Genomic DNA, 15,364 nt, shown 5'->3' with positions numbered 1-15,364 from the left:
TCAGTCTGGCACTTCGATGCCGTGGATGGGAGGAGTCCATACCATCAAATTCATTCGCACAAATCACCATGGAATTGCCAAATTTTTGAATCAGACCTACAACTCTATCGGACGTTAAAATCGTACCCAATCACGAAATCATTATCACGAAAACCGGAGAACGTCGCTTTATAAAAAGTATCACTTCACCAAAAACATCACGGAGGAAAAGCATGGGCCGGGTCATCCATTTTGAAATTCACTGCGACAAACCCGATCGCGGCATGCAGTTTTACCAAAGCCTGTTCGGCTGGTCATTCAACCGCTTTGGTGACAATGAATACTGGGTAGTTATTACCGGTGACGACAGCGAGCCCGGTATTAACGGTGGTTTGATGCGACGCCGACACGCTGTAGATGGTCAAGCCGTTATCGCGTATGTCTGCACCATTTCCGTTGATGATGTCGATGCCATAGCACTGAAGGTCGCGAGCCACGGTGGTGAAGTCGTGGTGCCGAAAATGGCAATACCCGGTGTCGGTTGGTTGATTTACTGCAAAGACACCGAAAGCAATGTGTTTGGCATCATGCAGAATGATCCGGATGCCCACTGAATGATGTCAATTAATCGGTAAATAACTTACGCCAGGCTTTGCGCCATTTTTCACGGCGCACTTTGTCGCCGTAACGCGTTAACGGCAGGTCGGGATGGCCGGCGTTGAATGCCATGGTGATTCTCGGCAGCTCCCCTCGATATGGCTGCACTTCATGACCCTGCCAACTGGGAAAGACATAACCTTGACCATCAACCGGCGTGATACTTAGGCGGGAACATTTCAGTGGTGTTTCGCTTTCGATAAATAACGGGCGAGATTGCTGATTAATGAATACCGTTTCGCCGCCGACGTTTTCTCCGCCGCACTGCAAATAATAAAAACCCGAGGCAACAATGCCACTGCGAAAATGATCGTGCGCTCGGTTGCGATGACCAAATCGGTTGATATTGGCCCACATTTCCAGCTGCCACCCCTTAGGGTCAGGCATACGCGAGAGCACAAAAAATTGGTCGGCCCATTGACTCATGGCCAGGCGGAAGGCTTGTGTTAACTGCAGTATGGTGGGGTTATCAAGGAGATGAAGATCGGTTGCCGAATGCCAGCCGCCGATATTGGTTTTCTGCACGCCCAGGCTGCGCTGTTGAAGCTCAAGAACGCAAGCAATCAGCTCGTCGCGAAGCATGGCATGCTTGGCCACATCAAAACGCAAAACCGTGGTGGGAAACAACGATAGAACAGAGCTGGATACATCATCCATGACAGCGCACTCGCTTACAGGCAGACAACAAGCGTGGAGTGCACAGCAGCATATCACGGCAGCGGATGATTTTGTGACTTGCACCACAATCTGAGTTTGCTGCAACGCCAAATGGACAAGATACAAACCGACTAGCCAGGTGCATACAACCGATGGCAAGCTGTCTTCTTCGGACCAAAGTACTTATTGAGAACGGCATTTAACGGAGGGTTCGCCATGGCACTGTTAGTCGCCGGTTTATTGATATTCTTTACCGTGCATTTTCTGCCTTCAATGACCTCGCTACGCGGCAAGCTTATCGGCCGTTATGGCGAAGGCATCTACAAGCTTGGCTTTTCATTGATGGCGGCAGTCGGCTTGCTGCTGATTATCGTTGGCGTCAGCGAAGCGCCTTACGTCCCGCTTTACGAGCCGCCTGCTTTCGGCCGAATGTTGGCGATCCCCTTGGTGTTCCTCGCTCTGTATTTCGTTATTGGTCGTCGAGCAGGCTGTCGAGTTCGTAAGTTGACCGCTCACCCGATGCTGGTTGGTGTTTCACTCTGGGCCGTTGCCCATCTACTGGCCAACGGCGATCTGATGTCGATACTGCTGTTCGGTTCGTTTCTGACCTATAGCGTGACCGATATCGTGCTGGCCAATCGACGTGGAGCGAAGAAAGGCGAGGTGACGGCATCTTGGAGTAAAGAACTGTTGGTCTTGTTTGTCGTAGCCGCCGTATTTTTGTTTCTGGTTTGGGCGCATCGGTATTATGCGGGGATGCCTCTGATGCCATGAAGTCGTAGGGTGCGCCATGATGCACCATCCGCATGTGATGAAAGAATGGCGGGTCATGACCCGCCCTACACGGGCTGTAATGTGGCGTAATCCATTGCTCCCTAAGTGAACTAAACTTGAGGTCGTGTGTTAACTGGTAAAGTGAACATATCTGAAAGAGATGCCTTTAATATCCAAGCATTCAATTGGCTTACGCTAAGAATTTTTGACGAACTTTACGAGTGCTTTCCCGAAACGAAGGACTTTGATGGTTTACATTTCGTAATCTCGACAATTTTTGATGTTGGACCGAAGTCAAGACAGGTCGATTATTTACCTCATTTTTCAGCAACAATGCGTTGGCTTAGAGATGAAGGGTTTCTTCGATATGAATCCGAAGAAGAAGGCGTATTTCGGAAGGTTGTTTTGACACTTCGTGGACTGACAGTGCTGGGCTACCTTCCGACCTCACTCGGTTTTAAGGATAAAAAAGAGCCAATTATCGTAAAAATACGTCGCGTTATTGGGAAGGGAGTGGAAGGCGCTGCGTCTGATGGGGTGAAGGTTTTAATAATGAGAATTTTTGAATTGATAAACTAGAATCAGTTATAGATGGTGATTCACGATTTGTTATGTGAAGTAGTAGAGTAGCAAGCGTAGGGCGCGTCACGACGCACCATTTCGGTTTGTGACGAAATAATGGCGGGGCATGACCCGTTCAATGGGCAGAAATCTCTTCAGAAAAAATTGACAGATATGTAGGTCCGAATTTATTCGGACAGATTTCCGGATGAAAGATGGGGTTGTGCGAATAAATTCGCACCTACGTTTGTGGTGCGAAGGCTCCTCGCTATTATCGACGTGCGATTAATCGAGTTTTTGCAATCGCATTCTTGCGGCCTGGAAAAGTGCCTTTCTTGCCAGCAGGAAATGCCGACGGCGTCCACCTAACTGACGCCACAATACCGCACTGCGAATGCCACACAACAACATCGCACGGATCCGATTCTGGTTTTCTTTTGCTTGTAGATGACGGGCTTCGCCGCTGACTTGAATGCGCAGTGGCAACGTCGACAGCGTGTCGGAATAAATGCCAGCCAATGATGCAATCAGCGCATCAATATCGTCAGGTTGATGGCTGCGTAGACGTTGGGTTTGTTGCAGGCGGGCGCCGAGGGTGTCGCTCATTGCCTGGTTGCGTTGCAACTGGTGTTCGAGTTGCACGAGGCTGGCGACGTAGCGGCCAATTTGCAGATCGCGTTTGGCGGTTTGCATGCTCAGTTGATCGCAGACAGTAAGCAAGCCGATTTTCAGTTTGTCGACGCCGCCGTAAATGGCATCGACGGTTGGCGCGTCAATCTTCAATACGCTTTCGACCAACGGTTCGACTTGTTGCCAGTCGAATTTGCCGGTGTGGGCGATTTCGTGCACGGTGCGCGCGGCCTGACAAATGCCGGCCAGCGGGATGACTAACTTGTCGGCTTTTTCCTGCGATAGAAACAGCATGATGAATCCGGATTTCCGTAGCGCTTATTGCGTCAATTCTTCGAGTTGTTCTTCAAGCCCCGGCTCCAGCGGTCGCATTTCGACAATGACGCCGAACATCGGGTGGTCGAAATACTGCACTTCGCCACTGCGCACGCGGCGGCTTTGATTCAGCCGGTAGAACTGCACTTTTTGTTCAATGGCTACCGGTTCAGGCGTCGTCGTTTGCCAGCTCAGGTTTGATTCTGGCGCGACCGGTGTGGCAACCGCAGGAATCACCGTTTGCTCACGACGGAATATCATGTCGACGGTGGCAAACAACAGTTGCTGGGAACGAAAGCTGACAAAGCCGTCAATCTGCCAGAGACCGGACATCGCCGGTGGTGAACCGGTATCAAGACGCTCGCCATCGATACCGTATACGCCGGAGAAATCCTTACCGCCGGCAATACGCACTTTCAGCGTGTTGCGGCCACTGCCTACCGGTTGGCGCCAGGCCGTGTGCAGGATTGGAGTGTAAAGTCGGCTTCGGGTCAAAGACTGATAGGCGGCGTTCAAACGGTATTGGTTCGGCGGAACCGTCGAGACGCGCAATAATTCGCGCGTCGAGGGCGCCAGCGGATTACTGGGCAGGGTTGGCAGCACAATGGTGCCGGGCGCCAGAATGGCATCGGTGATATCCGGCTCTGCCGGTAATGCCGGCCACAATTCGCTGGCTTCTGCCGGGTCGGCATAGGCGAACACGATCAGCTCGATTTCATACCAGCGGTCGGCGGCGCGGCTTACACCGGCTTGCAGCAGCAACGACAGGATGATCAACCAACGCATTCGACGGGATACTCCAATCTGTAATCGGCTTTTGGCCGAGCGAAAGAGTCGCGATTCTATCATTTACGTACCGATAATGTTTGTATAAGGGCCTGCAGAAACGGTAGCCGGTCTTCCGGTTTGCTCAAGTCCTTGCGTACACGGATGTGCTGCGGCCCTTCGAAGCGATAGAGCTGCGGTTGCTTTTGCACCAGTTCAATCAGGCGCATCGGATCGACCTGGGTATCGCTGGAAAATTCCACTCGACCACCAGCGGCGCTGATTTCGATTCGCTTCAAGCCAAGCTTGCTGGCGTCGAGCCGAATGGCCGCCAGTTTGAACAGGTTGCCGCTGGCCGTAGGCAATACACCAAAGCGATCGACAATTTCGCTTTGCAAATCTTCCAAGGCTTCCGGCGTTTTGGCGCTGGCGATGCGTTTGTAAAGGCTCAAGCGCATACCGATATCGGTGACGTAATCATCCGGCAGCAGCGCCGGCAGGCCACATTCAATTTCGGTTTTGGCGCCGAGTGCTTGTGGCAACGTCGGTTCTTTGCCGTCTTTCAAGGCTTGCACGGCGTTATCGAGCAGTTCCATATAAAGGCTTAAACCGATGCCTTCGATCTGACCACTTTGGTCTTCACCGAGCAATTCACCGGCACCGCGAATTTCCAAATCCTGCGAAGCCAGCAGGAAGCCAGCGCCGAGATCGTCGAAGGTTTCAATCGCCTCCAAGCGCTTTTGTGCATCGGGCGTCAGCAGCGCCGGTGGTGGCGTTAATAGATACGCGTAAGCCTGGTGATGGGAACGCCCGACCCGACCACGCAGCTGATGCAGCTGCGCCAAACCGAATTTATCGGCGCGATCGATAATCATCGTATTGGCGGTAGGAATATCGATGCCGGTTTCAACAATGGTCGTGCAGACCAGCACCTGAAAACGTTGGTGATAGAAATCACGCATGATGCGCTCGAGTTCGCGTTCGCGCATTTGGCCATGGGCAAAACCAAAGCGTACATCCGGCAATAAGTCCTGCAGTTTCGAGGTGGTGACTTCGATACTGTCGACATCGTTGTGCAGGAAATAGGCCTGACCGCCGCGCATCGTTTCCCGCAAGATGGCTTCTTTGATCAAGGCGTCGTTGCGTTCACGGACAAAGGTTTTGATCGACAGACGACGCGCTGGCGGCGTTGTGATCAAACTCAAATCACGAATGCCGGACAGCGCCATATTCAGTGTGCGTGGAATTGGGGTTGCCGTTAGCGTCAGCAAGTGCACGTTCGCCGCCAATGCCTTGATTTGCTCTTTTTGGCGCACGCCAAAGCGGTGCTCTTCATCAACAATCAGCAAACCCAATTTGGCAAAGCGAATATCGCCTTGGATCAGTTTGTGGGTGCCGATAACGATATCGGCTTTGCCTTCGGCCATCGCCTCGATCGCGACTTTTTGTTCCTTGTCGGTTTTGAAGCGAGATAGCAGCTCGATGCGAATCGGCCAATCGGCAAAACGATCGGTAAAGTTGTTGTAATGCTGCTGAGCGAGCAGGGTGGTCGGCACCAGCACCGCCACCTGCCAGCCATTCTGCACGGCGGCAAATGCGGCGCGCATGGCCACTTCGGTTTTACCAAAGCCCACGTCGCCGCATACCAGACGATCCATGGGGCGTTTTTGTTTCAGGTCGTTCAGTACCGCTTTGATTGACGCTTCCTGATCGGGCGTTTCTTCAAACGCGAAACCGGCGGCAAAGCGCTGATATTCCAGTTCGTCGATTTCACCTTTCAAGCCTTCCGAGGCGGCACGGCGGGCATGCAAGTCCAGCAGTTCAACCGCCACGTCGCGAATTTTTTCTGCGGCTTTCTGGCGAGCCTTGCTCCATTGCTCGGTGCCGAGCTTGTGCCACGGTGCCGCATCAGCGGCGGCACCCAGATAACGACCAATCAAATGCAGTGATTGCACCGGAACGTAGAGCTTGTCGTTGCCGCTGTATTCGAGCACCAGGTATTCGGCTTGCACGCCAGCGGCATCGATGATTTGCAAACCTTGATAACGGCCAACGCCGTGTTCGATATGCACGACCGGATCACCGATGCGCAATTCCGACAAATCGCGGATAACGGCATCGGGGTCGGTGACCTTCGCGCGGCGACGGCGCTGCTGCACCATTTGCGCGCCGAACAAATCAGCTTCGGTAACGAGCGCGAGCATGCCGTCGCTGCTGATAAAACCGCGCTCGACCGGTGCTACAGTCAGCGCCAGTTTTGCTTTGCTGTCGATGGCGCTTTGCCAGTCATCAAACAGTTCCGGCTCGAGACCACTTTGTTTGAACAACGGCAGCAGTACTTCGCGCCGACCAGCGGAGTCGACTGCAATGACTAGCCGGCCTTGGTGCTGCAAAGAAAAACTTTGCAGAGCGGAAAACGGCACCGATGCACGCGTATCGATATTGAGGTTGGGCAGCGGCTGACTGAGCGCAACATCGGATGTTTGCTCGCTGCTCAATCGCTCATAATTTTTCAACGTCGCGAACAATTCTTCTTCTTTTAAATACAGTTCGCCAGGTGCAACCAATGGCCGGAACGTGTCCACGCGGCGCTCTTCATAGCGCTCCTGCAAGTCGCGCCAAAAGTGTTCGACAGCGGGCTGCAGATTGCCGAGCGTGACGAACAAGCTGTCTGAGGGTAAATAATCAAACAACGTCGCCAGTGAGGGGAAAAACAGCGGCAGGTAATACTCGATGCCCGCCGGCAAATAGCCTTTGCTGATCTGGCCGTAAATCGATTCCGGATGCAGTAGCGCGTCGAAGCGGGCGCGAAAGGCCTGACGGAAGGCGGTAATACCATCGTCATTCCAAGGAAACTCATGCGCAGGCAATAAACGAATTTCGTTCAGCGAGTCACGAGAAAGCTGGCTATCCACATCGAACACCCGAATCGATTCGATTTCGTCGTCGAAGAAGTCGAGCCGGAATGGTTGTTCGCTACCCATTGGGAACAAATCAACGAGTGCTCCACGTACGGCAAATTCACCGTGCTCCATGACTTCGGCGACGCAACGGTAGCCGGATTGCTCCAGCTTGCGGCGCAATTCCGGCAGGTCCATGCGGTCGCCGACCTTGACCAGCAAACTGTGCAGATTGACGAAGGACTTGGGCGTAACCCGCATCAGCAGGGCCGGCGCGGCGAGGAGCAGGATGCCTTGTTGCGGCTGTTGCAATTCAACCAGCGTCGACAGGCGTTCGGAAACGATGTCCTGGTGCGGTGAAAAGGTGTCGTAGGGCAGGGTTTCCCAGTCCGGGAAATGGCGGATTGGCACATCCGGCGCCAACGTCTTCAGCTCTTGCTCCAGGCGCATGGCGCTTGGGCTGTCGGCCGTTACTGCCACCAACATCCGACCCCGTTGCCGCGCCAAATGCGCCAGTGCCAGCGCTTGGGCAGCGCCGTGGCAGGTCGGCATCGGTGTACGGAAGCCGGGGTGGAATTTCAGGGAGTCGAGAGCGCGCAGGAAAGCCAGCAAAACAGGTATCCGGAATGGTGAATCGAAGGGCGCACATTATACGGAGATGGCAGCAAACCGGGGCCGGCGAATATTCGCTGTTTTTGGCTTGGCGCTTTTTTGAACAATGACTATGATTAAGCAAAGAGGTTATGAGACAGACCCTTTTTTATGGCCTGTGCGAGCTTGAAGCCGGAGGAGGGCAAGCGCACAGGACAGCAGGCGGACTCCCGAAGCCTATGGACAGGCACACCAGCTAGAACCGCCGTGACCCCCTCCCGAAGATGCAGCCTGAATTCGCGGCTGTCGGCGCTTTCTGCCAAATTACAGGTGAACAGGCTTTAACCAGCGCGCCTGCTCGTCTTACCTGATTGCGGCAATCCGATGACCCGCCAACCGTTGTTGGTTCGGGCCATTCCAGGAGAAGAGGAGTAGCGAAGGATATGAAGCTGCAACAATTGCGTTACATTTTTGAAGTCGCCCGTCACAACCTCAATGTTTCCGCCACGGCCGAAGCGCTGTACACCTCGCAACCAGGGGTCAGCAAGCAGATACGGCTGCTTGAGGACGAACTGGGCATCCAGATCTTCACCCGTAGCGGCAAGCACCTGGTCGATATTACCCCAGCCGGTCGCCAAATCCTCGACGTCGCGGCTCGTGTGCTGCACGATTCGCAAACCATCAAGGAAATCGCCAAGGATTACGCCCATCCGAATTCCGGCACCTTGCGCTTGGGCTCTTGTCCATTGGCGGCAAGGCATTTCCTGCCGAACAAGCTGCAGGCGTTCTTGCAGGAGTTCGACAAAGTGCACCTGCAGATGCGCCAAGGCGAAGAAAGTCATTTCGCCGATTGGCTGGACCTTGGCGAAGTGGACATCATCATCAGCCTGCAGCCGATTTCTTCACCATCGATGGTCAGTTTGCCTTGCGCTCGCTGGCGTTACGCCTGGTTGACCAAGCAACAGAAGTCGCGCAACGGCGAGCCGTTGCTGGTGTTTGCCTCCGACAAAGAGGCTGAAGAGCATCTGCATCAGGCCTTGCCTTCGGATAAATCCAATCAGCAATGGTTATTGGTCAGCAGTGATGCCACCGTTGTAAAAACCTATGTGCGCAATGGTTGGGGCGTGGGCTTGATGCCGTCGATTGCGTATGACCAGCAATTTGACAGCGACCTCAGCTTACATTCGACCGAGTCCGATTTTCCCGGCGGTTATTTCTATTTCAATTACCGCCGCGATCTGCACTGGCGCAGCTTTTTGCAAGGCTTCGCCCAATGCATCAGCCCGATCCTGACACCGAAATTATTGGAGCGGGCGGCGGAGCATCGGCACGAGGCAGAGCAAATTGCCTTGGTCGAGGACCAGCAAATTCCGTTGCATTAACGGCGGTAGTCTTGCACAGTAGCGAGCACTTATCGCCACCGGAAATCTCGCTGTATTTCGATCATGGATGCGTCGCCTTTTCCTCAAGTGCTGGTTGATGCCAGCGGACAAACGCTGAAAAAAAATGCCGTTTGGCATGCGCAACTCGGCGAACAAGAACCGGCCCAACTCATTCATCCGGTGGATTGGGCCGTTGTTTGCCAACAACTAAATGTTCCCGCCACCAAAATCAATGCCAGAGCCAGACGTGATGGCATGTGGCAAACCGCGCGTGTTCGCATCGAACAACAGCCTCCACACTTTCTGCTGGAATGGGACTGGCTAGCAACCGAGCAACCGGTTGACGAACGCTTACCGCAAGCCGAAATGCTTGGCGGTATCGTCCACAGCTTCAATAATTATCTTTCCGCGATGATGGGCTTTGCCGAATTGGCCATGCTCGATTTACCGCCGACGCATGCGGTCTACGGGCAGTTGCAAACCATTGTCGATTCCGGCCAGCAAGCATCGGGATTCACGCGACAATTGCTGTTATCGGCGGGTCGCGCCATGATGCAAAAGCAAGCGGTTAGTTGGCCATTATTTATCGTCGACCAGCTTGATGCTCAAGGTATACGCTGCAGCCAATCGGGTGAAAGTTTGGAGCTGTCGCTGGACCCGAAAGTGCTGCGAGAAGTACTGAATCTGCTGGCGCACTATTTAAAAAAATATTCCTCAGAACCTATCAACGCCGAAGCAGCAACGGTAGATATACGACAAGAAAGTGCGGTGATGTTAGGCATACAGCCAGGCCGTTACGCGGTGCTTCGCCTTAGCCAACAAGGCAAAGGATTCAGCCAGTATCAATGCGAAAAGCTTTTTCAACCCTATTTCTTCAATTCATTAATCAATGATAAAAAAGGTTTGGGGCTTACGCCGGTTCTCGGGCTGTTTCGACAACTCAATGGAACCGTCTTTGCGATGGGCGATGCGGCCATTGGCAATAGCATTTGCGCATTGATTGCCACCGACCAATCGGTTCAGTCAGAAGCCGCGCAAGAAGACTCCATGCTCTGGTGCATTTGTGAGCAAACCGAAGTGTCAGCAATCATTCAAAGCCTGCTGCCGCCAGGATTCACCCTGGCCACGATGAATGCAGAACAGGCAATCAGTTTGTTGCAGGCTGGTTATCAACCTCCGATTCTTCTCAGTACGTCACTGAGCGATATCACTAGGTTCCGGGACATTCGCAGTGCCTTGCATTTCCCTCACCTGGTTTGGACGCCATTTGCCGATAAACGACCGGTGACCGAAGACGGTGTTATTGTTTTGCGCGCCGACTGGAGTGGCGAAACCCTGCGGCAAGCGCTTGGATTGGTTCTGTACTGACATACCATTCGAACCTCCCACAAGAAGCTATACTCGTTTTATCGATCATCAGCCATGCTTCGGTTCACCAACCCATGCCCAGGTATGCGATATTCCTGATACGCACGTTAGCCGTGTGGATGCTGTTGTCAGTTACGTCGATACAGGCATCGTCAATCGAGGAGCTGCCTCGCTTGACGGATATGGCCTGGCAGCGGCCCAACGATGCATTAAAAAACCTGGAACAACTGGAAATCACCTCCGAGGCCAGCGCACACTCGGCCGAACTGGCTTGGATTCGCGCATGCGCTTATTTTGCGTTGCTAGACTCTTCACAAGCCGAACGCGCGATACAACAAGGTTTGCGCTGGCAAGCAATGAATCCGGACGCAGCGCTCCGTTTGCGTGCTCTACAGGCTTTGCTGCTTGATCTGCGAGGCCTCACCACCGATGCGTTAAAACAATCTGCTGCCGTTTATGCTGATTCGATGGCAGGTACACACGCGTCAGCAATGACGAGGCAGTTTGCGGCAGCAGTCGATGGCGGATTACGAACGGCCCAGAATGATTTCACCAACGGCTTGCCGATTCTGCAACGATCCCTTGAATCCATGGACGCCGACACGCCCGAATGGCTGCGCTTGCAAACAGAAATTGCCTATATCGATGCGCTAAATTGGAGTGGCAATTGGCAGGAGGGGTGGCGTCTCGGTCAGCAAGTGATTGCAAGAACGAGCGAGAATCGTTCCGGTTTGTTATTCGGCTACCTGTACAGCCAGTTTGCCTGGATGGTTGTTTATGAGAAAGGCGTAAGTGTAGGTCTGGAGTGGCAGCGGCGATATCGTCAGCAAGCGGAACAACATGGTAGTGAGTTGAATCAGCTGTTTGCCGTGCTAGCGGTGGCGTTCATGTTGGCCGATGCGGATCGGAACAGCGAAGCCAAGCAATTGCTGGAGCAGGTAGAGCCCATTGCGCGAGCGGCTGATTTGCCGTATCCGATGATCCGCTGGTTGCAGTTGGCTGCACGGATTGCCAGCAACCTGGATCAAGAGAAGGAGGCAATGGCATTTATCAATGAAGCCATTGCCCGCAACGAGAAACTGCAAACCAACTTTTTGCAACTGCTACTGCGTGATCAACGTGCACAGATTCTGGCGAGTTTCGGGCGCCTGGAACAGGCAATGACGGAACAAGGCAAGGTCATGGAAAGTCGCCTCGCGGCACTACAAAAGGAAAACCTGGCCAAACAACAACGTGTCAACGAATTGTCTACGGAGTTGGCAGCAAGAGAGGCAGAATTATTGCGGAGGGATAATGCCCTGCAGGCGTTACAGATTGAGGCAGGTAACCGGCGAAATCGAGCGTTATTGACCGGGGTATCCGTGGCTGCAGTACTGATTGCCGCGTTGCTCTGGCTGCTTTGGCGCAACAGTCGAATCAGTCAGCGCCTACGTGAGTTGGCTGATACCGATGTGCTAACCGGATTGCCAAATCGGAGAGCATTGATGCAACGAGCTGAAACAGAGTTTGCCCGTTCAAGACGCTACCCGGAGCCTTTCAGTATTGCCGTTATCGATCTGGATTTCTTCAAACAAATCAATGATCAGTTTGGCCACGAAGTAGGGGACCAGGTGCTGAAGCACTTTGCTCAAATGTGTCGGCAAGAATTGCGAGCAACGGATTTTGTCGGCCGCACCGGCGGTGAAGAATTTGTTCTGCTTATGCCGCATACCGACAGTGATGCCGCGCTTCGTTTAGCTGAGCGCTTGCGTCAGCAGGTTGAGGTGATAAGCGAAGAGCTGGCGGTCGATGGGGTGCTCACGCAGGCCAGTTTTGGTGTCGCTAGCGCTCAGAACGACGATGAAAGTTTTAAGCAGCTGCTTATCCGGGCCGACAACGCGCTGTATCAGGCCAAAGCGGAAGGAAGAAACCGGGTGATGCCGGCTCCAACACCAATGCCCGCCGTTTCATGAATATATTCAATCAATCAAACAGCGAATACATCGCTTGCGATTGTCTCGTAACGGTACTTATGTCGGCATCCGTCTGTTGCTTCGTCAAGCGTTGTTGCCTAGTCTCGCCAGTCATGATCCGATGTGTGTGTTTTATGCATGCATGAGGTGTACACCAAGCTAGCCAAATGTACTAAAGAAGCTGACAGCTTTGTCTTGCGTAGCGACTGGACTACCGATACTTTTGGGCTGGCACTACTTATCACTGTTTGGTTTGCGGATGTCAGTCAAAGGAGCATAAAGTTTATGGAAACAATGAAACTCGCTTTACGCTGGATGGTTATCGGTATGGCCATAGTCATTAACGCGGATGATGCATTGGCCAACAGTCCATGCCGACTGAGTTCCGCCGATCTGCAGGCGGCTACGGGTCGCACTTTTAATGAGGGAGAGGTGACAATTACCGCCACCGGCATTTCGATGTGTGTCTACACGGAGAAGGATAAACCCAAGCGCCGGGTCACCCTGGAGGTATCCAGCGACAATGCTGAAAAACAATTCGAAAGCAAAATGAGGCTGCTGCAATTGGGTAAGAAATCCATTGTGTTACCAGGTGTTGGCGACAAGGCGTATTTCAACGGAACAGCCGCTGGTGTCTTGAAAGGCGATACGTTTTTTTCTTGGGGCCAACTGCGTCGCAGCAGCGAGCCGGAGCTTAAACCTGAGAACGTGATTGCCTTGTTGAGCAAAACAATTTCCGAATAAGAATCATGTTGCCAGGGCGCGTCCTTGCCCTGGCTTTTGCTTCATGGAGGGCGAGTTCAACATTCGATGATATTGACGGCTAAACCACCGCGTGCGGTTTCTTTATATTTGCTGTTCATGTCTGCACCGGTTTGACGCATCGTCTTGATCACTTTGTCCAGCGATACTTTATGTGTACCGTCGCCGCGCAGTGCGAGACGCGAAGCGTTAATGGCTTTTACCGCACCCATTGCATTCCGCTCAATGCAGGGGACCTGCACCAATCCGCCGACCGGATCGCAAGTCAGGCCTAGGTTATGTTCCATGCCGATTTCAGCGGCATTCTCGACTTGTGAAGGCGAACCACCGAGCACTTCAGTCAGCGCTCCGGCTGCCATCGAGCAGGCAACACCCACTTCACCCTGACAACCGACTTCTGCGCCGGAAATGGATGCATTGATTTTGTACAGAATGCCGATGGCGCCAGCCGTCAACAGAAAGCGGACAATGCCGTCTTCATCGGCCTGCGGATGAAATACGCGGTAGTAATGCAGCACTGCCGGGATGATGCCGGCAGCACCATTGGTTGGCGCGGTCACGACGCGGCCGCCAGCAGCATTTTCCTCGTTGACGGCCAGTGCGAATAAATCAACCCAATCCATGACGTGTAGCGGATCGGTAGAGGTATTTTTCTCGGCGCGCAGTTTGCGGTATATCGCTGGTGCACGACGTTTGACTTTCAAACCACCGGGCAGAATGCCTTCTTTCTCGCAACCGCGTTTGACGCAGGCTTCCATCGTTTTCCAGATGCGCAGCAGGTGTTCACGAGTCTCTTTTTCCGGGCGCCAGGCTTTTTCGTTTTCCAGCATCAATGTCGAAATGCTGATGCCTTGCTCTTTGCAATGATTCAGCAATTGTTCGCCGGTTTTGAACGGGTATTTGACCTTGGTGTCGTCTTCGATGATCGGATCATCGGGGTTGACATCACCGCTGACGATAAAGCCACCCCCTACGGAGTAGTAGGTGCGGCTCAGCAATTCATTGCCTTGCTCGTCGAAAGCAAAAAATTTCATGCCGTTCGGATGCGCCGGTAAGGTTTGGCGTTTGTAAAAAACTAAATCATCTTTGAGAGAAAAAGACAAAACTTTCTGTTGATTGACATTGAGTTTGCCTTCTTTGGCAATCGCTTCCAGACGCGCATCGACGGATTCGATATCAACAGTATCCGGCAAATCACCTTCGAGCCCGAGCAACACGGCTTTGTCACTGCCGTGACCTTTGCCGGTAGCGCCTAGCGAACCATAGAGTTCAGCGGTGACACGTGCTGTTTTCGCCAGTAAACCCTGTTGTTCCAGACGATTGACGAAGCGCTTGGCGGCGCGCATTGGGCCTACGGTATGCGAGCTGGAAGGGCCGATACCAATTGAAAACATATCAAAAACGCTGATTGCCACTTTTTATCCTGTCAGAACGATTGGGGGAGATCGCCTGAGCATGATATCACTGAGTGTGTTCGAGGGTGGTAAGGCCAAGTAGTTCTATAAAGCTGATCAGCATCGCGGCGGTTGCACCCCAGATGCGTTTACCTTCCCAAGGGAATTCAAACAGCTCATGTTGCTGGCCTTGCCAGGTGACGATTCGACGATGCCGATTGGCCGGATCGAGCAGCCAGGAAAGTGGCACAAAAAACACTTCGTCGACTTCATTGATGTCCCAGCGTGTCAGTTGAAACTGATGCAGAAAGCCGAGATAGGGTTGAATGAAAAACTGGCTGGTACTGGTGATGAATGGTGGTAATGGCCCAAGAATTTCGACTTGGCTGGGACGCAGACTGATTTCTTCTTCGGCTTCACGCAACGCCGTAGCCAAAGGTGAGGCGTCGCCATCTTCGACACGTCCTCCGGGAAAACTGATTTGTCCGGCATGTTGCCGCAAATGTGCCGCACGCTGCGTGAACAACACCTGTAAATCACCATTGGTTTCAACCAATGGCATCAGCACGGCGGCGTGACGCAAATGACTTGGCGGGGTTTGCGCAATACCGCGCTCCGGTGAACGGTACAGCACCTGGCGGTAACGGCTATGAATGAAATGGCGGCTGCAGTGCACG

General features: G+C 53.1%; 13 protein-coding genes. 7 read left to right on the top strand and 6 right to left on the bottom strand.

Features of this window, described 5'->3' with window-relative positions; all coding sequences use genetic code 11:
• The first annotated feature begins 212 nt into the window (after nucleotides 1-212).
• Entirely contained in the window at nucleotides 213-593 is a 381-nt protein-coding gene (locus E2H98_RS00595) for a VOC family protein (RefSeq protein WP_133593440.1), read from the top strand.
• Nucleotides 594-603: 10 nt separating this feature from the next.
• Here the strand turns inward: E2H98_RS00595 and E2H98_RS00590 are convergent, their stop codons facing one another.
• Nucleotides 604-1,293, bottom strand: coding sequence for a putative 2OG-Fe(II) oxygenase (locus E2H98_RS00590; protein ID WP_133593438.1), 690 nt, complete (start codon nucleotides 1,291-1,293; stop codon nucleotides 604-606).
• 216 nt (nucleotides 1,294-1,509) lie between these two features.
• Between E2H98_RS00590 and E2H98_RS00585 the strand changes: the two genes are divergently transcribed.
• Nucleotides 1,510-2,067 carry an NnrU family protein gene (locus E2H98_RS00585; RefSeq protein WP_133593436.1) on the top strand — a complete coding sequence of 186 codons (558 nt, stop codon included), beginning with the start codon at nucleotides 1,510-1,512 and terminating at the stop codon, nucleotides 2,065-2,067.
• Between the two features lie 126 nt (nucleotides 2,068-2,193).
• Nucleotides 2,194-2,646 (top strand): hypothetical protein, encoded by a 453-nt coding sequence (locus E2H98_RS00580; RefSeq protein WP_133593434.1) that lies wholly within the window; start codon nucleotides 2,194-2,196, stop codon nucleotides 2,644-2,646.
• Nucleotides 2,647-2,913: 267 nt separating this feature from the next.
• Here the strand turns inward: E2H98_RS00580 and hflD are convergent, their stop codons facing one another.
• The 3 genes from hflD to mfd are packed head-to-tail and all read right to left on the bottom strand — an operon-like array spanning nucleotide 2,914 to nucleotide 7,850.
• Nucleotides 2,914-3,552 (bottom strand): high frequency lysogenization protein HflD, encoded by a 639-nt coding sequence (gene hflD / locus E2H98_RS00575; protein ID WP_133593432.1) that lies wholly within the window; start codon nucleotides 3,550-3,552, stop codon nucleotides 2,914-2,916.
• 24 nt (nucleotides 3,553-3,576) lie between these two features.
• Entirely contained in the window at nucleotides 3,577-4,359 is a 783-nt protein-coding gene (locus E2H98_RS00570; protein WP_157591195.1) for a CsiV family protein, read from the bottom strand.
• 59 nt (nucleotides 4,360-4,418) lie between these two features.
• Complete coding sequence (mfd, locus tag E2H98_RS00565; RefSeq protein ID WP_133593428.1) at nucleotides 4,419-7,850, bottom strand: transcription-repair coupling factor; 3,432 nt, start codon at nucleotides 7,848-7,850, stop codon at nucleotides 4,419-4,421.
• Nucleotides 7,851-8,272: 422 nt separating this feature from the next.
• Between mfd and E2H98_RS00560 the strand changes: the two genes are divergently transcribed.
• The 4 genes from E2H98_RS00560 (at nucleotide 8,273) to E2H98_RS00545 (ending at nucleotide 13,275) form a co-directional block, all read left to right on the top strand.
• Entirely contained in the window at nucleotides 8,273-9,211 is a 939-nt protein-coding gene (locus E2H98_RS00560; RefSeq protein ID WP_133593426.1) for a LysR substrate-binding domain-containing protein, read from the top strand.
• A gap of 63 nt (nucleotides 9,212-9,274) precedes the next feature.
• Nucleotides 9,275-10,579 carry a hypothetical protein gene (locus E2H98_RS00555; RefSeq protein ID WP_133593424.1) on the top strand — a complete coding sequence of 435 codons (1,305 nt, stop codon included), beginning with the start codon at nucleotides 9,275-9,277 and terminating at the stop codon, nucleotides 10,577-10,579.
• Nucleotides 10,580-10,761: 182 nt separating this feature from the next.
• Nucleotides 10,762-12,531, top strand: a complete 1,770-nt coding sequence (locus E2H98_RS00550; protein ID WP_232475517.1) for a GGDEF domain-containing protein — start codon at nucleotides 10,762-10,764, stop codon at nucleotides 12,529-12,531.
• Nucleotides 12,532-12,816: 285 nt separating this feature from the next.
• Nucleotides 12,817-13,275 carry a hypothetical protein gene (locus E2H98_RS00545; RefSeq protein WP_157591193.1) on the top strand — a complete coding sequence of 153 codons (459 nt, stop codon included), beginning with the start codon at nucleotides 12,817-12,819 and terminating at the stop codon, nucleotides 13,273-13,275.
• A gap of 56 nt (nucleotides 13,276-13,331) precedes the next feature.
• On the opposite strand, the gene E2H98_RS00540 is transcribed toward E2H98_RS00545, so the two are convergent.
• Together E2H98_RS00540 and E2H98_RS00535 are read right to left on the bottom strand one after the other, a co-directional pair.
• Complete coding sequence (locus E2H98_RS00540; protein ID WP_133593419.1) at nucleotides 13,332-14,708, bottom strand: L-serine ammonia-lyase; 1,377 nt, start codon at nucleotides 14,706-14,708, stop codon at nucleotides 13,332-13,334.
• 46 nt (nucleotides 14,709-14,754) lie between these two features.
• Nucleotides 14,755-15,363, bottom strand: coding sequence for an NUDIX hydrolase (locus tag E2H98_RS00535; protein ID WP_157591192.1), 609 nt, complete (start codon nucleotides 15,361-15,363; stop codon nucleotides 14,755-14,757).
• Between the last annotated feature and the right edge of the window lies 1 nt (nucleotide 15,364).

Source organism: Permianibacter aggregans (assembly GCF_009756665.1).
In the GTDB taxonomy this organism is placed as follows: domain Bacteria; phylum Pseudomonadota; class Gammaproteobacteria; order Enterobacterales; family Permianibacteraceae; genus Permianibacter; species Permianibacter aggregans.
This window is presented reverse-complemented; position numbering and strand designations above follow the sequence as displayed.